This window comes from Pseudoalteromonas sp. Bsw20308 (genome assembly GCF_000310105.2).
Taxonomy (GTDB): Bacteria; Pseudomonadota; Gammaproteobacteria; order Enterobacterales; family Alteromonadaceae; genus Pseudoalteromonas; species Pseudoalteromonas fuliginea.
Genome location: NZ_CP013138.1, coordinates 2,701,957 through 2,726,535 on the forward strand (window position 1 = coordinate 2,701,957; position 24,579 = coordinate 2,726,535).

16 protein-coding genes, 9 tRNA genes and 1 pseudogene are annotated in these 24,579 nt (G+C 39.1%); 12 read left to right on the top strand and 14 right to left on the bottom strand.

What is annotated here, in order from left to right:
• Window positions 1–89 precede the first annotated feature (89 nt).
• Window positions 90–165, bottom strand: a tRNA-Glu gene (locus D172_RS11730).
• 37 nt (window positions 166–202) lie between these two features.
• Window positions 203–278 (bottom strand) — tRNA-Ala (locus tag D172_RS11735).
• Between the two features lie 1,359 nt (window positions 279–1,637).
• On the opposite strand from D172_RS11735, the gene D172_RS11740 reads away from it, so the two are divergent.
• The 9 genes and pseudogenes from D172_RS11740 (at window position 1,638) to D172_RS11785 (ending at window position 6,656) form a co-directional block, all read left to right on the top strand.
• Window positions 1,638–1,713: transfer RNA gene (locus D172_RS11740), tRNA-Val, on the top strand.
• Window positions 1,714–1,865: 152 nt separating this feature from the next.
• Window positions 1,866–1,941, top strand: a tRNA-Val gene (locus tag D172_RS11745).
• 156 nt (window positions 1,942–2,097) lie between these two features.
• Window positions 2,098–2,173 (top strand) — tRNA-Val (locus D172_RS11750).
• 153 nt (window positions 2,174–2,326) lie between these two features.
• A tRNA-Val gene (locus D172_RS11755) sits at window positions 2,327–2,402 on the top strand.
• A gap of 48 nt (window positions 2,403–2,450) precedes the next feature.
• A tRNA-Val gene (locus D172_RS11760) sits at window positions 2,451–2,526 on the top strand.
• A 32-nt stretch (window positions 2,527–2,558) separates the two neighbouring features.
• Window positions 2,559–2,634 (top strand) — tRNA-Val (locus tag D172_RS11765).
• Window positions 2,635–2,695: 61 nt separating this feature from the next.
• Window positions 2,696–2,771 (top strand) — tRNA-Val (locus D172_RS11770).
• Window positions 2,772–3,076: 305 nt separating this feature from the next.
• Window positions 3,077–4,250, top strand: a pseudogene (locus D172_RS11780) (IS3 family transposase).
• Window positions 4,251–5,018: 768 nt separating this feature from the next.
• Window positions 5,019–6,656 carry a response regulator gene (locus tag D172_RS11785; RefSeq protein WP_007378086.1) on the top strand — a complete coding sequence of 546 codons (1,638 nt, stop codon included), beginning with the start codon at window positions 5,019–5,021 and terminating at the stop codon, window positions 6,654–6,656.
• Here the strand turns inward: D172_RS11785 and msrB are convergent.
• The 10 genes from msrB to D172_RS11835 form a co-directional block, all read right to left on the bottom strand.
• Entirely contained in the window at window positions 6,653–7,093 is a 441-nt protein-coding gene (msrB, locus tag D172_RS11790; RefSeq protein WP_007378087.1) for a peptide-methionine (R)-S-oxide reductase MsrB, read from the bottom strand. The two genes, D172_RS11785 and msrB, sit on opposite strands and share 4 nt — an antisense overlap.
• Window positions 7,094–7,239: 146 nt before the next feature.
• Window positions 7,240–7,680 (bottom strand): hypothetical protein, encoded by a 441-nt coding sequence (locus tag D172_RS11795; RefSeq protein ID WP_007378088.1) that lies wholly within the window; start codon window positions 7,678–7,680, stop codon window positions 7,240–7,242.
• A 2-nt stretch (window positions 7,681–7,682) separates the two neighbouring features.
• Window positions 7,683–8,201, bottom strand: coding sequence for a DUF2919 domain-containing protein (locus D172_RS11800; RefSeq protein WP_007378089.1), 519 nt, complete (start codon window positions 8,199–8,201; stop codon window positions 7,683–7,685).
• A 10-nt stretch (window positions 8,202–8,211) separates the two neighbouring features.
• Complete coding sequence (gene ligA / locus D172_RS11805; protein ID WP_007378090.1) at window positions 8,212–10,230, bottom strand: NAD-dependent DNA ligase LigA; 2,019 nt, start codon at window positions 10,228–10,230, stop codon at window positions 8,212–8,214.
• A gap of 80 nt (window positions 10,231–10,310) precedes the next feature.
• Complete coding sequence (zipA, locus tag D172_RS11810; protein WP_007378091.1) at window positions 10,311–11,078, bottom strand: cell division protein ZipA; 768 nt, start codon at window positions 11,076–11,078, stop codon at window positions 10,311–10,313.
• A 73-nt stretch (window positions 11,079–11,151) separates the two neighbouring features.
• Window positions 11,152–14,553 carry a chromosome segregation SMC family protein gene (locus tag D172_RS11815; RefSeq protein WP_007378092.1) on the bottom strand — a complete coding sequence of 1,134 codons (3,402 nt, stop codon included), beginning with the start codon at window positions 14,551–14,553 and terminating at the stop codon, window positions 11,152–11,154.
• A gap of 67 nt (window positions 14,554–14,620) precedes the next feature.
• Window positions 14,621–15,352 (bottom strand): RNA methyltransferase, encoded by a 732-nt coding sequence (locus tag D172_RS11820; RefSeq protein WP_007378093.1) that lies wholly within the window; start codon window positions 15,350–15,352, stop codon window positions 14,621–14,623.
• Between the two features lie 76 nt (window positions 15,353–15,428).
• Window positions 15,429–17,465, bottom strand: coding sequence for an FUSC family protein (locus D172_RS11825; protein ID WP_007378094.1), 2,037 nt, complete (start codon window positions 17,463–17,465; stop codon window positions 15,429–15,431).
• 10 nt (window positions 17,466–17,475) lie between these two features.
• Window positions 17,476–18,336, bottom strand: coding sequence for an HlyD family secretion protein (locus D172_RS11830; protein WP_007378095.1), 861 nt, complete (start codon window positions 18,334–18,336; stop codon window positions 17,476–17,478).
• Window positions 18,337–18,504: 168 nt separating this feature from the next.
• Window positions 18,505–18,708, bottom strand: a complete 204-nt coding sequence (locus D172_RS11835) for a DUF1656 domain-containing protein (protein WP_007378096.1) — start codon at window positions 18,706–18,708, stop codon at window positions 18,505–18,507.
• A 392-nt stretch (window positions 18,709–19,100) separates the two neighbouring features.
• On the opposite strand from D172_RS11835, the gene D172_RS11840 reads away from it, so the two are divergent.
• The 3 genes from D172_RS11840 to D172_RS11850 are packed head-to-tail and all read left to right on the top strand — an operon-like array spanning window position 19,101 to window position 21,627.
• Complete coding sequence (locus tag D172_RS11840; protein ID WP_007378097.1) at window positions 19,101–20,210, top strand: YjgN family protein; 1,110 nt, start codon at window positions 19,101–19,103, stop codon at window positions 20,208–20,210.
• Window positions 20,211–20,219: 9 nt separating this feature from the next.
• Window positions 20,220–21,242, top strand: a complete 1,023-nt coding sequence (locus D172_RS11845; RefSeq protein WP_033023787.1) for a M48 family metallopeptidase — start codon at window positions 20,220–20,222, stop codon at window positions 21,240–21,242.
• Window positions 21,229–21,627 (top strand): DoxX-like family protein, encoded by a 399-nt coding sequence (locus D172_RS11850; RefSeq protein WP_033023788.1) that lies wholly within the window; start codon window positions 21,229–21,231, stop codon window positions 21,625–21,627. Before D172_RS11845 ends, D172_RS11850 begins: the two co-directional genes overlap by 14 nt.
• A gap of 53 nt (window positions 21,628–21,680) precedes the next feature.
• Here the strand turns inward: D172_RS11850 and speB are convergent, their stop codons facing one another.
• Window positions 21,681–22,604 (bottom strand): agmatinase, encoded by a 924-nt coding sequence (gene speB / locus D172_RS11855; RefSeq protein WP_007378100.1) that lies wholly within the window; start codon window positions 22,602–22,604, stop codon window positions 21,681–21,683.
• Between the two features lie 3 nt (window positions 22,605–22,607).
• Window positions 22,608–24,521 carry a biosynthetic arginine decarboxylase gene (gene speA / locus D172_RS11860; protein ID WP_007378101.1) on the bottom strand — a complete coding sequence of 638 codons (1,914 nt, stop codon included), beginning with the start codon at window positions 24,519–24,521 and terminating at the stop codon, window positions 22,608–22,610.
• Window positions 24,522–24,579 lie beyond the last annotated feature (58 nt).

Sequence of the window (24,579 nt, forward strand, 5' to 3'; positions counted from 1 at the left end):
GGTAATTGCGTTTAATACAAGTAAAGACTCGAGCTTTAATTGTGACGCTATTTTCTCGGTAAAACCGCCTTTAACTAATAAAAGTTAAGTGGCGTCCCCAAGGGGATTCGAACCCCTGTTACCGCCGTGAAAGGGCGGTGTCCTAGGCCTCTAGACGATGGGGACACAGAAAACTGCTACCCTAGGACAAAACACTAATTTTTGGTGGAGCCATGCGGGATCGAACCGCAGACCTCTTCACTGCCAGCGAAGCGCTCTCCCAGCTGAGCTATGGCCCCAACTTAATCAATACCCGTCGTGATAAACACATCGTGTATCTCTTAGTGCGGGGCGCATTCTATGCACCACCCAAAATAAAGTCAACAGTTTTTTACCTAGCTTTATTTAAATGGTTTAATTTTCAACAAACTGGCTATCAAGCGTGCTAAAAAATACAATTTGAATAAGATTCTAGCCCTACTGCTTATAATAACATCACTATATCGCAGCGAATACTTAACAACACCCTACTCCCCTATTTAATGCAACAAAATTGCATCAAAGCAAAGGTATACATTTATATGCAAATTGAACTTATCTAAAAACTACCAATTAAGGCCCCGCCAATCGCCTTAATCTTTTAAAAGTTACAATTGCTTATAATAACCAAAACTTAAATGTGGATTTGAGAGTACCCGCAGCCTTTACTTGCTTATTAACCAGCGTCACTCGTACTAAAAACTCGATTATTGTTTGAAGAACATTTTTTAAAGAGCATTGCAGTTTCGTAATTCTATGTACAAAACTTCAGGGCGTGTTGATCTTTGGTGGGTGAATTTGCAGTAGTATGTTTGGTTTTTAGGCAAGGCAGAGCCTATGTAGTGTGGTTATTCCCCATGAATAGGCGATAACGCCGCATAAATACCAAACATGCGCTGCCCTTTGGATTCTTTCTAGGGACGAACAACTCTTTGTTGCCTACATGGATGTAGGTAAGGGGCGTGAGCAGGACGCGGAAGCTTTGCTCGGTTTTTACTTATTCTTACATGGATGTAAGCCATTAGGGTAACGCAGGAGCAGTTACCGAGCCCACTAGGTTACAAACCTCGCGCCGCGATTTAATCGTCCCTAGATTGAACAAATTTCAATCCACAAAGGTCAACACGCCCTAGTTATATGTGATCTATTTAGTTTTAACCCGAAGGGCTAATAGTGAAGAATGGATATTTACGAATTGGCTAGGTTGGCTTATAAAAATAAAGCAAGTACAAAAATAAAAATAGGGTTTAGGATGCTGTAAATATCATTTGTTTTGGGAAGTTTAAATTAAATTCATTTTTAAAAGTCAGCTCTACTCTCTAAATAACTTGCCCTAATGCTAATTCATCTTGTTCATAGTCATAAAAACGACTCCAATAAAAAACAATGAGTATCGTAAAACTAAATTTAAGATTAATAGAACTACAATTCCCTGCTCACTTTTAGGTGTTTAATTGAACTGCAACCTTAAATTTGATGATAAAATAGACTTCAACCATATCCTATTGTTTATAAAACCTTCGTTCAGTACATTTTTATCATTCAAGTGTTGACACATTTTCAACTCTATCTATAATAGCGCCCCACAACAACGCAGCAATGCAATGTTGTTTAGATGTGGGTGATTAGCTCAGTTGGGAGAGCATCGCCCTTACAAGGCGAGGGTCACTGGTTCAAGTCCAGTATCACCCACCACTTTTTAGTTAAAGTGTTCACATCTAAATTCTAAATGGGTCATAAGCTCAGTTAGAAAATAGAGAGCATTACCGCTACTTACAAGTAACGGCAAAGTTCACTGGTTAAAGTCCAGTACTATTTATTTAATAGTAGCGTTTTAATTTATATGTGGGTGATTAGCTCAGTTGGGAGAGCATCGCCCTTACAAGGCGAGGGTCACTGGTTCAAGTCCAGTATCACCCACCACATATAAAACCTATTACTATATTAATAGTCGTGTTTTAAAATTGTAATATGGGTCGTTAGCTCAGTTACAAGAAAAGAGAGCATCACCGCCTTTATAAAAGATGGCGAAGTTCACTGGTTAAAGTCCAGTACTATCTAGGTAGTAGCATGTAATATGGGTCGTTAGCTCAGTTGGGAGAGCATCGCCCTTACAAGGCGAGGGTCACTGGTTCAAGTCCAGTACGACCCACCATTTTTTAAATGGTGCATATTACAAAAAAATCTAAATGGGTCGTTAGCTCAGTTAGAAAAAAGAGAGCATCACCGCTATTTACAAGTAACGGCGAGGTTCACTGGTTAAAGTCCAGTACTATTTATTTTAATAGTAGCGTTTTAATTTATATGTGGGTGATTAGCTCAGTTGGGAGAGCATCGCCCTTACAAGGCGAGGGTCACTGGTTCAAGTCCAGTATCACCCACCACATATAAACCTATTATTATATCAATAGTCGCGTTTTAAAATTTAATATGGGTCGTTAGCTCAGTTGGGAGAGCATCGCCCTTACAAGGCGAGGGTCACTGGTTCAAGTCCAGTACGACCCACCATTCCTAGAATGGTGCATATTAAAATGTAATTTGGGTGATTAGCTCAGTTGGGAGAGCATCGCCCTTACAAGGCGAGGGTCACTGGTTCAAGTCCAGTATCACCCACCAAATTACATCAAGCGGTTAATTGATAATAAAGAATTAAATAACAGGCATACCTATTATATGTGGGTGATTAGCTCAGTTGGGAGAGCATCGCCCTTACAAGGCGAGGGTCACTGGTTCAAGTCCAGTATCACCCACCACATATAAATACCATTAAACAACTTCTCTAGTAATAACTCTTCCTTCTCATATTAAACACATTTACGAACTTTATAAAAACTCAATATATAAGTCGTATGTAATTAACTTAGCCGTAAGAAAAAGAGCATCGCCACCCTTTACAAATAATGGCGAGGGTCACAGGTATCAAGCCAAGTAATCAACTATCACATATAAGTACCATTAGATAACTACTTTAATAATAACTTCTCTAGTAATAACTGACGTGGTTTAATGGATTCGACTACCCCAGTTAAGAGATAATCAACTTAACTGGAGATCGATAATGACAAAACGTAAAAAGTATTCCAAAGAATTTAAACTTGATGCTATCGCATTAGTTGTTGAGCAAAACGACTCACAAGCAGAAGCCTCTAGAAATTTAGGGGGGATTACCATCCCAACATGCTTGGTCGCTGGATAAAAGAAGCTGAAAATGATAATGGGCATGCTTTTAGAGGGAACGGTAATTTAACCCCTGAGCAAGAAGAGATCAGAGAGCTAAAAGCGCAAGTGAAACGCCTAGAAATGGAGCGTGAAATATTAAAAAAAGCGACGGTCTTCTTTGCCAAAGAAACGAAGTGAAATATTCGTTCATAACCCAATACAAGAAGACCTGGCCTGTGGCGACAATGTGCCGAATACTGGGTGTAAAAAGTAACAATTACTATAGTTATCAAAAGCGATTCTCAACTAAATCAGAGGATCCAACACATCAAGAAATGATTGATTGTGTCAAGGACATAGCGCACTTCAGTGATAATACTTACGGTGAAAGGCGTATTCAGAAAGTCTTAAATGCACTCGGTTTTCCGGTGAGTCGTTACAAAACAGCACAGCTAATGAAAGAGGCAAATGTCTGGGTGCGTTATAAAAAGAGATACAAAGTGACAACGAATAGTGAGCATAATAAGCCTATTTATCCCAATGTACTTGAGCAAAACTTCAACGTTGAAGCAGCTGATCAAGCCTGGGTACAAGATATCACTTATGTTTGGACTGCAGAAGGTTGGTTGTATCTGGCGGTAGTGATTGATTTATATTCGCGCAAAGTCGTTGGTTGGAGCATGGGCTCACGAATGAAAGCGCAGCTTGTCTGTGACGCACTGACTATGGCGATGTGGCAACGCCAGCCCAAAACAGGGTTAATTATCCATTCAGATCAAGGGGTTCAATATGCAAGCCACCAATATCGTAAATTGCTCAAGTCAAATGACTTCATTGGTAGCATGAGTAAGAAAGGCTGTTGCTGGGATAATGCTGTTGCAGAAAGCTTCTTCGGTAGTTTGAAGCAAGAGCGCGTGCATTGGAAAAACTACCCAACGCGTTATGAGGCTCAACAGGATGTAATGAATTACATCTGTATGTGGTACAACAGTCGTCGCTTACATTCGTACTTAAATTATCAAAGCCCAAATGACTTTGAAGAACGAATCGAAACATTAGATATGGTTTCTTAACTAGGGTGACTGAATTTAGTTGACCACGTCAAACTCTTTCTTCCCATATTAAATACATTTAAGAACTTTATAAAAACTCAATATATAAGTCGTATGTAATTAACTTAGCCGTAAGAAAAAGAGCATCGCCACCCTTTACAAATAATGGCGAGGGTCACAGGTATCAAGCCAAGTAATCAACTATCACATATAAGTACCATTAGATAACTCCTTTAATAATAACTTCTCTAGTAATAACTCTTTCTTCCCATATTAAATACATTTAATAACTTCATAAAAACTCAATATATAATACCAATCTGCTTATATATGGGGTCTATTTAACGTTAAGAAAATTACGCTAGAACTAGGCAAAAATTTTTATATCTAGTTGTTCTAAATAAAAAATTTTTAACGACGTTATAGTGCAATTTAATTCGTTAAATTGATCAAAGATTTATGTAGGTTGGTATACGTCGTATGTAATTAACTTAGCCGTAAGAAAAAGAGCATCGCCACTCTTTACAAATCATGGCGAGGGTCACAGGTATCAAGCCAAGTAATCAACCATCACACATAAATACCATTCGATAGTTTCTTTAAAAATATAAATTTTCATATCAAAACACTCATCATTTAATTATGTTATTTAGATCCTTGCTTTCATAGTTAGCAAAAACGTATTAGGAAAAGTTAAATGCCTAATAAATACTGCTATCATTTGAATTTTCTTGTAAGCAGCTAAAGTGTTGATTATAGTCAGTACTAAACATAATAACCGTTAAGCCAATGCCAACTAAGATTTATTCAAAAGCAAAAATACTTATAGTCGAGGAGCAACCACTTGCTCAAAGCTATATGAAACAATCGTTAGAAAGGCTTGGCTTTCAGCAATTGCACTTCGCTGATCATGCAAATTCAGCAAAAGAGCAGTGTTTAAGTGAAGAATTTGATTTGATCGTTTGTTCATTTAATTTAAGCAAACAGCAAGACGGCTACCAACTTTACGAAGAGTTACGTGTTAAGCACCTCATAAAAGGCTCTACAGGCTTCATTTTTATATCTGCAGAAACAAATGGCTCGCTAGTTCATAGTGTTCTTGAGTTACAACCTGATGATTTTTTAGTGAAACCTTTTACCGTTCAGGAACTACAAGTACGTATTGAGCGTATTTTAAGACGCAAACACGATTTGCAAACGGTTTATACTCTAATTGATGATGGTAACGATTCAAAAGCAATTAAATACATCGACACCGTTCTAAATAAAAAAAACAATAGTTATAGCCCTATCTTACTGCGTTTAAAAGGTGATGCTCTTCTTCGTTTAAATCGCAGCGAAAATGCAAAAGACTTTTTTAAATCTGTTCTCGATATACAAAAATTTGCTTGGGCAAAAGTAGGTTTAGTAGAAGCACTTATAGCAAATAATGAACATATTTTAGCTCAGCGTATGCTAAAGACGATGCTTGAACGACAAGAAACTCGATTAGTTGCGCTTGATTTACTCGGCCGTTTAGAAATAAAACTTAATCAGTTTGAACTAGCGCAAAGTTTTTTAAGCCAAGCAGCCGACATTGCACCGCGAAATATTTCACGCCAAAAATCACTAAGTAATGTGTCATTAATTAATCACGACTACGAAAAAAGCTACTTAACTCAAAAAGACATTGCAAGTTTTGCAAAGCACTCAATACATGACCACCCCGATGTGTATTTAAATGCTGCACGTGCCGGTATCGACTTTGCATTAACAACAGATCAAACAGATCAAATACAGAGAATATCTAGACAAACTAATCAATATATAAGCGATTTAAAAAAGCAGTTTCCTAACAATGCCAATCAAGCTCAAATTGATGTGCTTAACGCACGGCTTCATTATTTAAAAGATGAGCATAAAAAAGCGAAAAAACTCATTGAGCAACTCGAAGATGATGATACACATATTCGCTCTGTCGATGGTGCACTTGATAAAGCGAAAGCGTTCCATGAGCTGGGCTTTCATCAAAAAGCGCAAACTCTCTTCACTCAAATTATTGGACACTGTGAACGCCATCCAAGTGTTAGCGACACAACTTACTTACGTTATATCCAGCAACAGCAAAGTGAGCGACGCGATATTAAAATGGGGCCAAAGGAGCTCAACAACCATGCTGTTACTCAATTTAATAGAGGACAGTTAAACACTGCACTTGAAGCTTTTACGCAAGCATTTAGGGTTATGCCTCGTAATCAGAGTATTGCGCTTAATTTATTGCAGTGTTTATTTGATTCCACTAAGCAACACAATGGCTCATTTAACCTTGAACTTGCTAAAAAATGCTACGCCTTACTTACCAAAACTCAATTACCAGCAGATCAGACGCAGCGGTTAGATAAAATTTTGCACATAGCAAAAGAAATGAATTTAGATATTGGAAGTTAAAGCTTTTTCATTGATGCCGCATTAACGCAATAGCGTAGACCGGTCGGTAATGGGCCATCAGGGAAAATATGGCCTAAATGTGAATCACACACGTTGCAAACCACCTCTATGCGCTCCATACCATGACTTGTATCACTTACGTAGCCAATTGCTTCAATTGTCGCCGGTTGTGTAAATGACGGCCAACCAGTGCCACTATCGAACTTTTCATCTGCATCAAACAATAAATTATCGCAGCAAATACACACATACTTACCAGGTTCCAATAATGTGCAACTACCAGAACTACTTGGACGTTCGGTTCCCTTTTTACGTGTTATGTAATACTCATCTTCTGATAGTTGCATCCGCCACTGCTCGTCCGTTTTGACTACTTTTTTACTTGGAGTAGGATTGCCGTTGGTGGCAAAGTTAATAACATCATTCCACTTCAACATGATAACCTCATTGAATAGTTAATTAACCGTACTTAATAAAATTATAAAAAGTACGGTTAGTTATTACGTTATTGAATACACTAAAGATCAGCTAAAGAGTGTTGACCGTTTAAAACTAAAACTTGTTCAGTTTTAAGGTGATTTTCCTAGCTAAAGGTAATATTTTGTTTTTCTGAGTCGGTAAATATTCGTTTAATAAAACTATCTAGTTCTGCTTTTTTTGCAGGTAAGCTAACACTCATTTGGCGCTCGTTATTACTGTAAATTATTAGCTCGTCATCCTTCGTCGTTATGCGTTCAATACTCTCAATTACTAACCAATCTGGACCGTGCTTTTTATCAAAAAAACCCATTAAACTAAAAAGTAATAAGTGTTGGGCGTCTCGCTGAATAAAATCCTCTAACCGGTTTCTTGATTTAAATAGAGGCGTTAGCCTATAAACGCTTGAGCAAAAAACAAATACCCATAAACCAAATAACGCTTTAAACCACATAAATTCTAAAAGCTCAGTGCTAATCATTAAAATAATAAGCACTAACCCTATTAACGATATAGCTATCGCTATTTTTTTATTTACAGCGTCCATAACTAATCCCTTTTAAGTCGCTTTTTTTCTTCTGATGCTTTTTCTGTCGGCTCAGGCCAATCATTAAAAAAAACGGTTAAATAGCGGCTTTTCACCAAATACCACAATACCCATAAAACAATCATCATTTGTACTGCTAAAAATGATGAAAATCGATAATGGCTATACGCGGCTTGAATACTTAACCATGTTAAATCAACAACAGCACATAAAATAAGAGGCCAGCGCATATGTCGCCATACTTTTGCTAACCTGTCGCTCGCACTGTGGGAGTCTCGCGGCCGACGTAAACAAAATAAAATAGTCGGTATTATTGCAATACTTCCAATTGCTATTGCGATAAAAAAATCATTTTTATTTTTAAAAAATAACGACATTAAATCCAGTTCAGGCCTGCGGCTTAAAGCCGCAATAACCCAAATAAAATAGCCACGTAAAAGCACCAGCAAACTTAAATGAAATGCAATAGGAGTTCGGTAACTTCCGTACTTATCCCAGTATTCTGGCCCATATCGGCTCATTGTCGTTTTCCTAGCCATTATGCTTTTTAAGCAGCTCAATTAATTCATCTTCCGTGAGTATGTCGATACCTAAATCTTGCGCTTTAGTTAGTTTTGAACCTGCTTTTTCACCTGCGACTAACGCATCTGTTTTAGCCGATACGCTACCCGAGACTTTAGCACCTAATTGCTGCAAGCGAGCTTTAGCATCATTACGGTTAAGTGTATTAAGCGTGCCGGTAAGTACATATGTAAGTCCTGCGAGTGGTTGCTCTTCCTCAGAAGGCGCACTTAACGCTGGCCAATTTACGCCTTGCTCTATTAATGCGTTTACTACCGCTAAATTATGCTCTTCAGCAAAAAAACCGCGAACATGCGCTGCAACTATTTCACCGACATCACTTACCTGCGTTAAACTATCAATGCTGGCATTAATTACATTTTCAAGGGTTAAAAAGTGATTAGCTAAATTTTGTGCTGTCGCTTCCCCCGCTTCACGAATACCTAGTGAGTATAAAAACTTAGCGAGCGTAGTGCCTTTAGCTTCATCAAGTGCTGATACTAAGTTTTTAGCTGACTTAGGTCCCATACGTTCAAGTGATTCAAAATGCCCTTGTTTTAAAACGAATAAATCAGCGGGCGTTTTTATAAGCTCTCTATCTACAAGTTGATCAACAATCTTATCGCCAAGGCCATCTATGTCTAGCGCTTTTCGTGAAGCAAAGTGTTTTATCGCTTGTTTGCGTTGTGCAGGACACACAAGCCCGCCAGTACAACGGGCTACAGCTTCACCTTCCACTTTTTCAATATGCGAATCACAAATCGGACAAGTCACTGGAAATTCAATATCTCTAGCATCATCAGGACGGCGTTCAAGTACAACTTGTGTTATTTGCGGGATTACATCTCCTGCGCGACGAATAATAACCGTGTCGCCTACTTTTACACCCAAACGTGCAATTTCATCGCTATTATGAAGTGTTGCATTTGATACGGTTACACCACCGACAAAAACAGGCTCTAAACGCGCAACTGGCGTAATTGCCCCTGTGCGCCCAACTTGAAAATCAACATCAAGTAATTGAGTTATTTCTTCTTGCGCCGGAAACTTATAAGCAATAGCCCAACGAGGAGCACGTGCTACAAAGCCTAAACGCTCTTGTAAGGCCTTTTGGTTTATTTTGATTACTACGCCATCAATTTCATATTTAAGCTCGCTACGGCGCGTTAAAATATCGCTGTAGTACTCAAGCGCGGCTTTTGGACCTTCAACTAATTTTGTTTCTGGGCACAGTGGCAACCCCCAGTCAGTCAGCTTTTCTAGTTGCTGATAGTGATCCTCTGGAATGCTGCCATCAGCAACAAGTCCAGTACTGTAAGCATAAAACATCAATGGGCGTTTAGCGGTAATTTTAGAGTCGAGTTGGCGTAAGCTACCTGCCGCTGCGTTACGCGGATTAACGAATACTTTGTCTCCACGTTTTTGCGCTTCCGAATTTAGTTTGTCAAAGCCGGCGCTGTTCATAAATACTTCGCCGCGCACTTCAAGCTCTTTTGGGTAATCGCCACGTAACTTAAGTGGTACATTACGAATTGTTTTTACATTCTGAGTAATGTTTTCACCGGTAAAACCATCACCTCGCGTAGCCGCTTGTACAAGTACACCATCACGATAAATAATTGATACAGCTAAACCATCAAGTTTTGGCTCACAACAAAAAGTAAGCTCATCGGTACTCATTAAACGCTCTTTTATACGGCGATTAAACGCAGTGAACTCTTCTTCACTAAAGGCGTTATCAAGTGAAAGCATGGGTACTTGGTGCGCTACTTGCTCAAATTTACTCAGTGCTGCACCGCCTACTTTTTGTGTTGGGGAGTCGGCGGTTAAAGATTCAGGGTGCTCGGTTTCTAGTGCGCTTAGTTCGCGTAATAACCTATCGTATTCAGAGTCAGGAATACTGGGGGTATCAAGCACATAATAGTTATAATTGTGTTGCTCTAATGTAGTACGAAGATGATTAACTTGCTCACTAATGCTGCTAGACATTTAAACCTCAATAAACATAAAAAAAGCCACTTTGATGAATAATCATCCAGTGGCTTATAAAAATATAATATGTGCGCTATTTACGCTGAAAAAGAACGGACCTGCTCAACATACTGCCTGACGCGTTCTACGGTCATTTCATTTCGCTCTGCATCTAAAATTTGCGCACCAAACTCGTCAGCTAACTTTTTAGCTGCACTGTGCAACATGTTAAATGCTGCTAGGCCGTCACCGTCGCACGGCAATGTCATAAATAAGCTAACCCCTGCGGTACTAAACTGTTCCATATTATCAATATCAAACGTACCTGGGTTGTACATATTTACTAATCTAAATAATACAGGGCCTTGGCCTGCCGGATCTAAGTGGCGATTAAAAAAGCCTTCCTCAGAATATTTAAAACCTAACGTGTTAACGGCTGGTAATAATTTACTGCCCTGCATGCTAAGCCCTTCTGGCATTTGAATATGCACAATAACAAAGTCAGGCATTTGCGCAGATGATTTTTCATCATTTTGCTCTTTTGCTTCTAGATCATCAGCTACTTCTAGGTCATCTTCAATGGGCACTGCTGGTACGCTTGTATCAATTTGTGGCTCATTCTCATCAAAGTTAAGCTCACCGAATTGTGGTTCATCACGTTCTTCTACCACAGGCTCTTTTAGCTCTGCCTCTGTAGGAAATGATTTAGATGAAGCTGGTGCACTTTCTTGCAATGGTTCAACCCGTTCGTTATTTAACACTTCTGGGCGGTCTTTTTTTCTAACAGACCACAATCCATGTATTAATAAACCACCAATGACAACTACACTGATAATGATTAAAACCCATCTTAATTGTTCGGCCATCCCCTCACCTTTTCTTATTTGATATGCCTAAAGCCTGTATATTAATTGAAACTAATATACTTGTTATAAAAATTTATACATGTGCAAGTTGCACTGCTTGTTCTATATCTACAGCAACCATACGCGATACGCCAGGTTCTGCCATAGTTACACCTGTTAATCTACCCGCCATTTCCATCGCAATCTTATTATGGCTAATATAAATAAACTGTACTGATTGTGACATTTCTTCAACCAAACGGCAAAAGCGAACAACATTAGCATCATCTAATGGTGCATCTACTTCGTCCAGCATACAAAATGGGGCTGGATTGAGCCTGAATATAGAAAACACTAATGATAATGCGGTCAGCGCTTTTTCTCCACCACTTAACAAGTGAATTGTTGAATTTTTCTTACCCGGTGGTCGTGCCATTATACTAACACCACTTTCGAGTAAATCGTCACTGGTTAATTCTAAATACGCACTGCCACCACCAAAAACTTTAGGAAATAGCTCAGCAAAGTCTTCGTTAACTTGATCGAACGTCGCTTTAAAGCGTGTTTTGGTCTCAATATCAATTTTACGAATAGCACCTTCAAGGGTATTTAACGCTTTTGTTAAATCATCTAATTGATTATCAAGATAATCACTACGAGCTTTGGCTAAATCAAACTCTTCTATTGCCGCTAAGTTTACTGCACCTAATTTATCTAACTGATTAGTAAATCCGGTTAACTGATTTTGCGCTGCGCTCAAATTTAATGAATCTGGTAATTCATCAAGTATCGCTTTTAAGCTTTGTTTCAACTCTTCTAATGGTTCAAGCGCAGCTTGTGCTTTTATCAGTAAACTTTGCTCTTCAATTGTTAGCTTTTGGTGCTGCTGTTGCAAGCCCACCAGCTCACCTTGTGAATTTTTAAGGCTTACTTGCTTAGTGTTTAAGCTTTCTTTGGCCTGAGCTAATTCTTTTTGTAGCAATACTAATGCCTGCTCACCTTTTTGATGCTGTGCTAAGAGCTGCGTAATTTTATCGCTAAGTTCTTGCTCTGGTATCAGCAGCTCTTCTATTTCACTAAGTAGTTCTTGCGCACCTTCAGATGCACTAACGTGCTCTTGCTCTGCATGGCTCAATTTGGTTTGGCTTAACTGCCATTCACTGCGTGCCTTTTGCTCTGATAGCGTTGCCTTATGTGCTTGTGTTTTATATTGCTCAAGCATGCTTAATGCTTCGCTATAACTTTTATCACTTTGTGAGCGCAAGCTATTTGCAGCGTCTACTTCATCCGCTAAGTTGAGTTGCTGCTCATTTAACACTTCAAATTTCGCAGTTTGCTCACCAAGCACGGTATTTAATTGTAAAAGCGCAGTGGTTAATTGCTGTTTTTGTTGTTGTAGCTTTTCTAGTTGTAACTTAAATTGTGCTACTTGCTGCACAAGCATGTCGCTGCGCGTACTGGCTACCGCTATATTTTGCGCAAGCTCATGTATCGCTTCTTTTAGCTCGCTTTGCTCGTTAACTAACTTTATTTGCTCAGCTGTATGTTCGTCACGAGTGTGTGTTACTTGTTGTAACTCTTCCTCGGTATTATTTAATTGCTGCGCTTTATCTTGCAATTGCTTATGCTTTAACAGTAATGAGTTTTCTGCATTACATTCGGCACTTACATGCCAATTACGACCATATAGAGCACCGTTTTTATCCATAACGGCTGTATAAAAACTATCTTTTAGTATTTCTAAATCACCGCTTTCACTATAAGCAATACGTGCTAAATGCTCTGGATAAACACCGCTTGTTATATATGTAGCTAAGCTATTTGTTGGCATGCTTTTATCACTATTTGGCCACACACTGTTATCAGTTTTCTGCTCACTTACATTTAAATGCTCTAAAGATTTAAGTGCTTGCTCTATTAGAAGCTCAAAGCCTTCTTTAACACTTAGCTGATTAAACAAACCATTAGTACGTTCACTTTTTTCATCAAGCCCTAATGTACTTTTAAGCCCCGTTATACTGGCTTTTAACTCGTTTATTGTTTGAGTGAGCGTCGAATATTGTGTTTGTGAGTTATTAACAAGCTCATTTTGCATTTCAAGCTTAGCAGTGCACTTCGTATGTGCTGTTTGTTTAGCGGCAAGTTCTTGAGTTAAGGTTTGTGTTTGCTGTTTTTGCTGCGTTAATTGCTGCTCTACATCACTACTTTGTAGCTCGCTAAGCTGAACAGTTAACTGATCAATTTGCTCGTTAACATGATCAATTTGCTGCTGAGTTTGTTTAATGTGACTACCATGTAGTTGCACATTATTATTAAGTTGTTGCTGTTGCTCACACAAAGCTTGCCAATGAGTATGGTGGCGCTGCTTAAGTGCTAATAATTCCTCAAGTTCATGCGTTAACCCACTAACTTGCTCTTCACATATTAAGGCATTTTCACTTGCCTCTTGCAGGGCTTCGTTGAGTTGCTCGCACACAATTTGCTGCTGCGCTTTAACTTCAAGGCTATGTGTTTGGCGTTGCTGTAATTTAATTAAATTTTGCTTAAGCGTTTGAGTTTGTTGTTTTACGTTTATTTGTTGTTGCTCAGCGCGAGTAAGCTCTGTGTGTATTACATGTTGTTGATGCTGGGCATCGCTTAGTTTATCTTGCTGGGCTTGTACTTGCCCTTCTAGGCTTGCAAGTACATCGTCATGCCCTGAGTTAGCGGTTTTAAAAAACGAAATTTGATCATTAAGTTTTTTAATTTGGGCACTTTTTTCAAGTTGCTGCTGATGTAACTTTTGCCATTTTAAAACCGCAATTTGCCCTTTTAGCATGCGTTCTTGTGCTTTTAATTCGCGGTATTTTTTTGCATCAACCGACTGCACAGCCAATTTATCGAGCTGGCTTTGTAGTTCTTTACGCACATCTAACAAGCGTTCAAGATTTTCGCGAGTGCTTTTAATACGAGTTTGTGTTTCGCGGCGACGCTCTTTGTATTTAGAAACGCCAGCGGCTTCTTCTAAAAATACGCGCAGCTCTTGTGGTTTACTCTCTATTAAGCGCGAGATCATCCCTTGCTCAATAATTGCGTAACTACGTGGACCAAGACCGGTGCCTAAAAATATATCGGTAATATCGCGCTTACGGCATTTACTGCCATTTAAAAAATACAGTGACTGTCCGTCGCGCGTTACTAAACGCTTAATAGCAATTTGGTTTCGATCGGCAAATGTGTTTGAAGGACTTCCTTTATCGTTATCAAAAACAAGCTCTACAGAGGCTTGTGATATGGCTTTACGATTAGTTGAGCCATTAAAAATAACGTCGGTCATGGCGTCGCCACGCAGATTTTTAGCAGAGCTTTCACCTAGCACCCATCGTACTGCATCAATAACGTTAGATTTGCCACAGCCATTGGGGCCAACAACACACGTCATTTGATCAGGAAATGGAATTTTAGTGGGCTCTACAAACGATTTAAAGCCCGCTAATTTAATAGTGCTTAAGCGCATCTTATTGTTATTACCGATTATTATTGTTATTGATTACAAACAATTTAACTCATTAACAGTTAAATTGTTAAGCTTGTCGTTTAAAATTATCTAAAATAATACCGGTCGCCATTGCCACATTAAGCGACTCTGCACCGCCAAAAGCGGGAATGGTGATTTTATTAGTTACTAACTTTGCACATGTCTCGCGTATTCCATGCGACTCACTGCCCATTAGTAAAACGCCTGAGCCCGTAAATTGGGTTTTATGCACGCTTTGCCCATCTAAAAAAGCACCGTAAACAGGTAAATTTAAAGACTGTAAGTAATCAGGTAAATCTACTTGGCTTACCGATACCCTTACAAACGAGCCCATTGTAGCGCTAATTGTTTTAGGGTTGTAAGGGTCTGCGCTGTCGGTGCTAGTTACTATATGTTTAATACCGTACCAATCAGCTACTCTAATTATTGTGCCTAAGTTACCGGGGTCTGATACGCCATCAAGTGCGAGTATTAAGCCGCTTGCTTGTGGTAAAGCTGCCCTTGGCATATCAACAATAGCAATGGCTGCATTATTGCTAACTAGCGTGCTGGCTTTGGTGAGGACTTCTTCATCAGCTTCAATAAAATTAGCGTGCTGATACTTACCTTGGTACGCATTTATAAATTCGTTTGTAGCAAAAATATTAACCACATTTAATGGGCTGTTTAATAACTCAAGTACGTTTTTCTCACCCTGTACAAGGTATTGATTATATTGCTTTCGGTACTTTTTTTGGCCAAGTTGGCGAATAAGTTTGAGTTGGTTTTTTGAAATCATAACAGCCCCATAAAATTATCCAGCAAGTATAACAGATTTAGCTATAACATCTGAACTCGAAAAGCAGCGAATGGGGCTAATTTATCTTACTCGCACTTCTTTCGAAGGTCAGATTAATTCGAATAAACATGCCTTTTATTGCCTCTAATTGATTTGAATCGTCAACCGTCTGAGCCAATTCCTCATAAAGATTATCTGACGCTTGCTTAAACTTATTATTAAACTTGCCCTTGGTTGCCAACATAAATGCATCGGCTAATGTACGCTGCCACTCATTTAAATACTTTAGCTTTGTATTACCAGCCAAATTTTCACAAATTGAGTTTAATCGAACCGACGCATGCCCTAAGTTTAGAGCGGTTAGTGCAAGGTCTGTAATAACGCGTGAGTGTGAACCTTGATCGTAATTAGTTAAGCGTATTAACCTATCGGCCATGCGGCGGTTATACCAAATACTTGGGGTTGGATGGTTATTTATTTCGAGTAAATCTTTATAAGTAGCCTTAAAAACACGATGAACAAGTAATTGTACACTCGGACCTGTAAATAACTGAAAAATCCAAAATAAAATACTCACCCCCGCAAAAATTGCCATTGCAGAGCTAAGTGTGTAATCGATTGAAAACGCAAGGCTCATATCGGTACTGGGTCTTACCAAAATCGTAAATGGGATACAAAACCCCAAGCCATATGGCAATGTTTGTTGATCAGCTAGCAGCAGTAAACCCAGAAAATAAGGCCCTGCTAATACAAGTAGTAATATTTCTAATTGCCCACCACTTTGTGATAATAAATTGAGTGCGTAAAAAATAGTTACAATAGCAGCAACCACCACGCCTACCAATAAACGCTTTATTACCACCTGTAAAATAGCTAACGGTATTCTCGCCAACATTATCGAAAATATGACCGGTAAAATCATAATTAATAATGCAGCAGAAGAGCCTGTATTAATCCAAATAAATGCGCCGATAGAAAACACCAAAGCAGTTCTAAATCCAACAATTATGCCAGCTAATGGGTCGCGATATGTAAGCATACTGGGTGCATTTAATAATGTTTTATCACGCTCTTCTAAAGCTCTGTATGCGCGTAGTAAAATTGTTAAGTCGGCTGCTACTTCTAAGCTCACATTGAGCATGTGAGATTCAAATGGCGAATCACACACCGTATTTGCTCTATAGTCGGTTAGCTCTTTACGCAGCGTTTTAACTTGTTCGGCGCAGTAATCAAAATCGTCAGACTCTTTAATTTGCGCAAATACCTGCTTAAGTTTACTTATTAATTTATCTAAAGTAGGTGTAATAAGATCTTCGTGGTTTCGCTGTAGACGGCCAATTATTTGAATTAAGGCCAATAAAGAAAGTACTTTTTGCGACAACTGATTTGCAGCACGCGAGCGCCCTGGACCTTTTGGTCCTTCGTACCTTACTGCGCTGGAATCTTCGTTTATTGATCCCAATGTTGCCATAATGCCATCTATTTGCTGATGGCGATTTTCGTGCGAGCCCTTAGAATCAAGCTCAATAACTAAATAATGTAACGTTTGATTTATAACCGACCGCGCTTGTGTTTGCAGTAAATGTTTAACCTTTACAGGCCAAAATAGATGACTCACAAGCCCAGCACATACAGACCCTATTATTATTTCGCTTACTCGCGCTTGTGCAATATCAAATATACTTTGACTGCTTACCATTGCCGGAGTAACCATGACTAAAAGCACAATAATGGCGGCTGTTACACCGGCCATAGCAAACGCATACACAAAGTTTGCTTGGCGTACCATTGCCGATAACGCAGAGTTTACTCCCAACCATAATGCCAGTGCACCGAGCGCTAAATAAGGGTAGAGAATTAACTGAGTTAAAAGCAATATGCCAAATAAACCGCCCACTATGGTGCCTATTATTTGACAAATTGCTTTTTCAATAACCAATCCGCTTTGCGGGCGTAATTGCAAAAATATAGCCGAGACTAACGCCCAATAAGGCCTTTCAAGATTAAGCGACATAGCAATAGTGAGCGCCATCACCATGGCTATAACGCCCTTAGTCGCAAAAATAATTGCCTGTTTTTTAGGAAAAAACAAATTTTGTAATACTACGCCCACTGTATTCCCCTTAGCGCGTAGCGAGATGTATAGTGGCGGTCATCCCTGCGCTAAGCTGTGTATTTTCGGGCAATGAATCTAACTTAATATCAACAGGTATACGCTGTGATAAACGTACCCAATTAAATGTTTGTTGTACTTGTGGTAAAAGCTGACCGTTACTTTGTGTATTCGTATTTGCAATGGCTTTACCTACACTCACTACATGCCCTGTTAATTGCTTACCACCGCTTAGAAGGGCTATTTTAGCTTTTTGATCAGGATAAATAAGCGGTATTTTACTCTCTTCAAAGTAACCCGTTACATAAAACGAATCGGACTGAACAATAGCAAACACAGGTGTGCCTTGAGCTACATAGTTGCCTTGGCGTAAATTCAGATTAATTATTTGCCCCGATGCAGGTGCAAGTACTTGTGTTCTATCAACATTTAACTGCGCAATTGTTTGCTCTGTCTTGGCTAAGTTATAATTTGCTTCAGCAATTTTAGTATTAATACGAGTTGATTCTAGCGTTTCTTCACTAATTGCCTGTTGAGTGTTTAGCTCAACACGTCTTTCGTATTTGTGCTTGGCAAGTTCCCATGTATATAGCGCATTTTCTGTATTGGCTTTACTTTTATCAAGCGCTGCTTGATAACGCTTTTTATCAACATTAAAAAGTACTTCGCCTTTTTGTACATTTTGACCATCTTTAATATTTAAAACAGTTACCCAGCCCGACACGTCTGGAGCAACCGTGACAATATCGGCTCGAATACGCCCATCACGCGTCCAAGGAGTATGCATGTAGTCAGTCCATACCCAACGCCCAGCAAAAACCGCAGCTATAACAACCAAGATAGTAAAAGTAATACGCAGATATTTAATCATTCAATTTATCTTCCACTTAGTAATACCAATCCGCAATAATACTTGAGCAATTTGAGGGCTTAAACCAGACGCTAACTGTGTTAAAAATTTCTGATATAGAACAACTAAATAACGAAATTTTTGCCTTGTTATCGACACGGTTTTCTTACCTCAAAATAGCTCACTTAATTAAGCAAATTGGTATAAATAGACGGCCAGTGCCAAGTAACAAACAAATAGTGACACTTCAAACCAAGCCACTTTCCAAATACGGTCATGCCAATCTAATTGATGCAAAACAAAACGAGTCAGCGCTGTTAAAATAAACGCAATTGGGAAGTAAACAATCAGCGGGCTAAACTCTAATCCCCCTAACACGACTGCTTGAAACATAATAAATATCCTAATGTTATTTAAAGCGGTGATAAAAGCTGTAAAACCTAAATAAATTTACATCCTCACTACTCTTACAATCTATTATTTTGGCATATAAATCAATTAGCTTAATTGTACGTAGGTGTGCTTAATACATAATTAATGCCATTACATTTAAGCAGCATTAACTATGTATAGTAGCTAAATCGCATATTAAAAAGCTAAAGTTCCCAGTTACCAGCCAAATAAATAAAACCAGCGAGGTTTATTTATAAAAAAGTATTAGAGTATTTAACTCAATACTTAAAACGCCTATTTATAGCTGTTTACAGAAGGGTGAGATAATTATAAACATTGAATTTTGCACTAAAAATAGGTAAATTAACAAAAAAAATATGGACATAATTTTAATGGAATCAATACACCCTACCCTCTCTGAAACAAGCCCACCAATAAATGAGCCTGCTGAACCAATTTTTAGCGGAAAAGTGCAATTTAGTGGTAAAGGCGGTGAGTTTTTTGGAATTTGGATTGTAAATATATTACTTAGCGTTATTACGCTTGGCATATATTCAGCGTGGGCTAAAGTACGTACGCATCGCTATTTTTACGGCCACACTCGTATAGATGGTCATAGCTTTGACTACCTAGCAACACCAATACAAATTTTAAAAGGTCGGATTTTAGCGGTTGTTGTATTTTTTATTTACACATTCTCTATTAGCTTTATGCCTATTTTAGGCCTGTTTATTGCTCTTGGTTTTATCTTTTTAATGCCATGGATTATTAACCAAGGTTTACGTTTTAATCTGCGTATGACCCGCCATCGTAATGTTCGCTTTGCTTTTAAAGGCAGTTATGGCGAAGCCTTTATTAACTTTATACTTTTGCCTATCGCCAGCATATTTACACTTTATTTATTAATGCCTTATGTTATAAAACGTATTGATAGCTATATCCATAGCAATATTAGTTACGGTGACAAACCACTTACTGTAAACCTAAAAGGCGAAACCTATTACCTAACAGCGCTTATTTGTTTTGTAGTGAGCTCTATCACCATGGTGCTCTTTATGGGAATTTTAGGGTTATTTGGCCTCAACTTAATAGATGTTGAAAATCAACAAAATTTAGAAAACTCCGCTGCTATGGTTATGCTTCCTATCTTTATGATGATTGCCTATGTACTAATGATTGCCATTGTTTCTGCTGTATGGCACGCCGCTATTAGAAATCACATTTTTGATAACAGCCATTTTGAAGGCGTTGCTACATTTAAATCAGAGCTAAAACCAATTCCTTTCGCTGTTTTACTATTAACTAATATGTTGGCTATTGTATTTTCTTTAGGGCTTGCATACCCATGGACAAAAGTACGTACATCAAAAATGCTCGCTGATGTAACTAACGTCACTATTTATCCTGGCGCATTAAACCTAATCGATACCGTGCAAGAGCAGCAATCATCATTTGCTGAAGAAGCTGCAAACGTATTTGATATTGACCTTTCTCTAACTTAAGAGCTCACCATGCATGTAAAGGGACATTTTTTCCCCATCGCATCGAGTAACTATCAAGTGTGTGTTGCCACTATTAGCGACACACACATTGAGGTTATCAACGATGAACACGTTATAGCTCGCCACGTAATCTCAAGTCTAAAATTAAGCTCGGGGATGGCAGGACTTGCTGACGAACTAAACTTTGAAGATGGCAGTCGTTTTATTCCTCAAGATGTAAGTTACAGGTGGCCATTTAAAGAAAATAACCATCACATAATGGAGCGCCTTGAAAAAAGTAAATGGGTAATTTTAGCCGCAGTCATATTTACACCACTTTTTATGTGGTTAGTACTTTATAAAGCAGTACCCGCCATTGCTGTTTACAGTGTTGATACTCTGCCACGTAATGTTGTGGAACAAATGGGGGAGCAAAGCTTTACACTAATTAAAAAGATTGCGCTTGACCCAAGTGAGCTGCCCGCAGAGCAGCAAGCTAAAGTACAAGCACATTTTACAAGTATGCTTAATGCGTTATCGCTTGATCAATCGGTTTATAGATTATCGTTTTATAAATCAGGCAGCTTTGGTGCTAACGCGTTTGCACTACCCCATGGCCGTATCGTGGTCACCGATGATTTAGCAAATTTACTTGCCGATAAACCCAATGCACTAAAAGCGGTATTGCTACACGAAATGGGCCATGTAGTCCACCAGCATAGCGTACGCATTACAGCACAATCTGCCGCAAGTACGATTGTGTTAGCGGTTGTATTTGGTGATTTAGAGGGGGTTGCCGAAGTAGCGTTAGGTACAGGTGCATCGTTTGCTCAGCAAGGGTTTTCACGAGATATGGAACGCGAGGCCGATAGCTTTGCACTCACTCAATTAGAGTCGCTTGGGTATTCGAGTAATGACTTTGCTGATGCAATAGAAGCCCTGCAAGAAAGTCATACTAGCGAAAACGAGCACCTCGAAAAAGTAAATAACTTATTAGAGTACTTATCTAGCCACCCAAGTGCACAAGAGCGTATTGACAATGCTAGGAAATAATCGCGGTTATATTCAACTTGCTCGCTACATAGTGAGTTTAAGTTGGATATACCACGGCTTTTTTCCAAAGCTTTATCATATTGCACCGCTTGAAAAATTAATGACTGGCAGTGCCGGCTATTCTGAACAGGTGTCTGACTTAATTACACGTTCGGCGGGTGTTGGCGAGATTATATTTGGCTTGTGTTTATTTGTGTTTTATAAACATAAGCATTTGGTAGCTTTAAATATATTGGCGCTTATGGGGCTTTTACTTGCTGTAGTTGTAATGCAGCCACAATTGCTTATTGAAGCATTTAACCCTGTAACTACTAACCTGCCTCTTATTGGGCTAAGCGTTATTTGGTTAAAAGAAATTAAGCAGTTGAATAATCGATATCTCTAAATAAAAAAGGGTATGCAAATGCATACCCTTTTTGTAGTACTTAAGTTATATAATTAGTACTTATTTTTATGCGTCCACAAATGCAGTAATTCGCTCGCAATGGTTGCTGCGGCAATTGCGGTAAGCTCACTTTGGTCATACGAAGGTGATACTTCTACCACATCCATACCTACCATGTTTATGCCTTTTAGCGCACGCAGTACTTTAAGTACTTTATCTGACGTTAAACCACCGCACACAGGAGTGCCTGTACCAGGCGCAAACGCAGGGTCTAAACAATCTATATCAAACGTTAAGTAAACAGGTAGGTCACCTACTCGTTCAAGTATTTGCGCTGCAATATCATTTGCATGTAAATCGTTGGCTTGCATTGCATCAATCACAGCAAACTCATGTTTACTTTGATCAAAGTCGGTACGGATACCTATTTGTATACTGTGCTCAACATCAATTAGCCCTTCCATTGGCGCATGATAAAACATAGTGCCGTGATCAAAACGCGAGCCATTGCTATAGGTATCGGTGTGCGCATCAAAGTGCACTAACGCCATTTTAGCATGTATTTTTGCATGAGCACGTAATAGCGGAAGCGTCACAAAGTGATCGCCCCCTAAACCTAATAGCGTTTTACCTTGGCGAAGTATTTGCTCAGCAGCCATTTCTAGTTGCGCAGTAAAATACTCAGGATCGCCAACAGGGTAAGTAAAATCCCCTGCGTCTGCCACTTTTAAGCGCTCAAACAACGGGAACGTCCACGGGTATTTAGTGTCTTCCCATGCTAAATGAACCGATGCACGACGAATTGCATCAGGGCCTAAGCGCGCACCAGGGCGACCCGATGTCGCTAAATCAAACGGTAAGCCTAAAACGACTACGTCTGCATCAATTGCATTAATGTTTTGCACCATAGGACGACGTAAAAACGTCATCCCATTTGAGTACAATGAGTGATCTGCGTGACCAAACAAAGTCGACATTGCTTATAACTCTTCTAAATAAGTGTAGCCATCAAGGCCGCTTTGCAACTCGTCTAAAACGCTTTGCTGTTCGTGTTTTTCAATTTTAGTGCTTACTAACTGCTCGTATGATTGCTGAAAACTTTCAACATCTAAATGTACATAGCGCATCATATCGGCAACAGTGTCACCTTGGTTTATCTCGGTAATACTTGCAACGCCTTGCTCATCCATATTAACAATTGCGCTGTGCGTATCGCCAAACAGGTTATGCATATCACCTAAAATTTCTTGATAAGCACCCACCAAGAAAAAGCCCATTAAATAAGGTTTATCAGCGCTAAACTCTGGTACAGGTAATGTGCTTTCAATACCTTGTCCATCTACGTAATGCTCAAGTGCGCCATCTGAATCACAGGTTATATCAAGTAATACAGCACGTTTTTTTGGTGCTTCAGTTAAGCCACTTAATGGCAATACCGGAAACACTTGATCAATGCCCCATGCATCTGGAAGCGATTGAAATAACGAAAAATTTACAAAAAACTTATCGGCTAAACGTACGTTTAACTCGTCAATAATAGGACGATGAAAACGGTTTTTGTTATCCATGTGCTTGTTAAGTTCATAACAAATACGAATATTAATTTGTTCAGCCCACGCACGCTGCGCTAAGTCTAATAAACCGAGTGCAAATTGGTTATGCGCTTCAGCTAAGTCACCTTGGCTGTCGTGATAAATTTCAATTAATGCACGGTCATCCGTTAAATCAGTTAATTGTACAAACGATGCCCACATGTTTTTTAATAACAGGGGTGCATCTGCCGCTGGCGCTACTAACTCTTCTGGTGTGTAACTTTCAGTACCAATAACATTGGAAATAAGCACAGCATGATGCGCTGTAAGCGCACGACCCGACTCAGAAATAATAGTCGGCATTGGTTGCTCATATTGCTTACATGTATCACCAATGGTGTACACAATATTATTTGCATATTCAGCTAAGCTGTAATTCATAGAGTTATGCGACTGGCTACGTGTGCCGTCGTAATCAACAGCCAAACCGCCACCTACATCAAGGCAATCAATTTCTGCGCCTAATTTACGTAGCTCACAGTAAAAACGCGCCGCTTCGCTTACACCTAAACGTACGTCACGAATGTTCGCCATTTGTGACCCTAAGTGAAAATGTACTAGCTGGAGTAAATCAAGCTGGTTTGCGTCTTTTAAACGATTAACTACATGCAAAACTTGTGATGCAGATAAACCAAATTTTGATTTTTCGCCGCCACTCGCTTGCCATTTACCTTTACCTTGCGATGCTAAACGTACACGAATACCAATGCGTGGTTTTACGTTAAGCTCTTTTGCTTGGCTAAGTACCATGTCTAGCTCAGAAAGCTTTTCAAGTACGATATACACTTTATGACCTAGCTTTTCGCCAATAAGTGCTAAACGTACGTATTCTTTATCTTTGTAGCCGTTACATACAATAACCGCGCTGGTTTTTTCAGCCAGTGCTAGTACCGTAAGTAGTTCAGGCTTGCTGCCTGCTTCTAAACCAAGTTGCTTTTTTTCTACTTGTGCTTGGCTTGCTACTATTTCTTCAACCACTTCACGTTGTTGGTTTACTTTTATTGGGTAAACTAATAGGTAGTCTTTAGGGTAACCATAGTTTTCAATCGCAGTATTAAATGCGCCGCATAAGCTGTGTACACGATGGTGTAAAATTTGCGGAAAACGAACTAAAGCAGGTAAGCTTAAACCTTTATCTTGTAGTTGCTTTGCGATATCTGTTAATGCAATGGTTTGCTCTGGTGCATGAGCCTTGGGTGCAACATACACATCACCTTGATCATTAATACCAAAAAAACCTTGGCTCCAATGACGAACATTGTAGCTCGTACGAGCTTGTTCTAGTGATGTTGTTTCTTTCATTTATCTTTCTCTTTTATTTAATTAATGCCGACTCGGCTAGTGCCGCGCATTAAAAGAA

Excerpts from the sequence above, each read along its gene's own strand:
- zipA (WP_007378091.1), bottom strand. The coding sequence starts at position 11,078 with ATGGCCGAACAATTAAGATGGGTTTTAATCATTATCAGTGTAGTTGTC.
- speA (WP_007378101.1), bottom strand. The coding sequence starts at position 24,521 with ATGAAAGAAACAACATCACTAGAACAAGCTCGTACGAGCTACAATGTT.
- D172_RS11840 (WP_007378097.1), top strand. The coding sequence starts at position 19,101 with ATGGAATCAATACACCCTACCCTCTCTGAAACAAGCCCACCAATAAAT.
- D172_RS11815 (WP_007378092.1), bottom strand. The coding sequence starts at position 14,553 with ATGCGCTTAAGCACTATTAAATTAGCGGGCTTTAAATCGTTTGTAGAG.
- D172_RS11830 (WP_007378095.1), bottom strand. The coding sequence starts at position 18,336 with ATGATTAAATATCTGCGTATTACTTTTACTATCTTGGTTGTTATAGCT.
- D172_RS11795 (WP_007378088.1), bottom strand. The coding sequence starts at position 7,680 with ATGGACGCTGTAAATAAAAAAATAGCGATAGCTATATCGTTAATAGGG.
- ligA (WP_007378090.1), bottom strand. The coding sequence starts at position 10,230 with ATGTCTAGCAGCATTAGTGAGCAAGTTAATCATCTTCGTACTACATTA.
- D172_RS11845 (WP_033023787.1), top strand. The coding sequence starts at position 20,220 with ATGCATGTAAAGGGACATTTTTTCCCCATCGCATCGAGTAACTATCAA.
- D172_RS11820 (WP_007378093.1), bottom strand. The coding sequence starts at position 15,352 with ATGATTTCAAAAAACCAACTCAAACTTATTCGCCAACTTGGCCAAAAA.
- D172_RS11800 (WP_007378089.1), bottom strand. The coding sequence starts at position 8,201 with ATGAGCCGATATGGGCCAGAATACTGGGATAAGTACGGAAGTTACCGA.
- D172_RS11850 (WP_033023788.1), top strand. The coding sequence starts at position 21,229 with ATGCTAGGAAATAATCGCGGTTATATTCAACTTGCTCGCTACATAGTG.
- D172_RS11785 (WP_007378086.1), top strand. The coding sequence starts at position 5,019 with ATGCCAACTAAGATTTATTCAAAAGCAAAAATACTTATAGTCGAGGAG.
- msrB (WP_007378087.1), bottom strand. The coding sequence starts at position 7,093 with ATGTTGAAGTGGAATGATGTTATTAACTTTGCCACCAACGGCAATCCT.
- D172_RS11835 (WP_007378096.1), bottom strand. The coding sequence starts at position 18,708 with ATGTTTCAAGCAGTCGTGTTAGGGGGATTAGAGTTTAGCCCGCTGATT.
- speB (WP_007378100.1), bottom strand. The coding sequence starts at position 22,604 with ATGTCGACTTTGTTTGGTCACGCAGATCACTCATTGTACTCAAATGGG.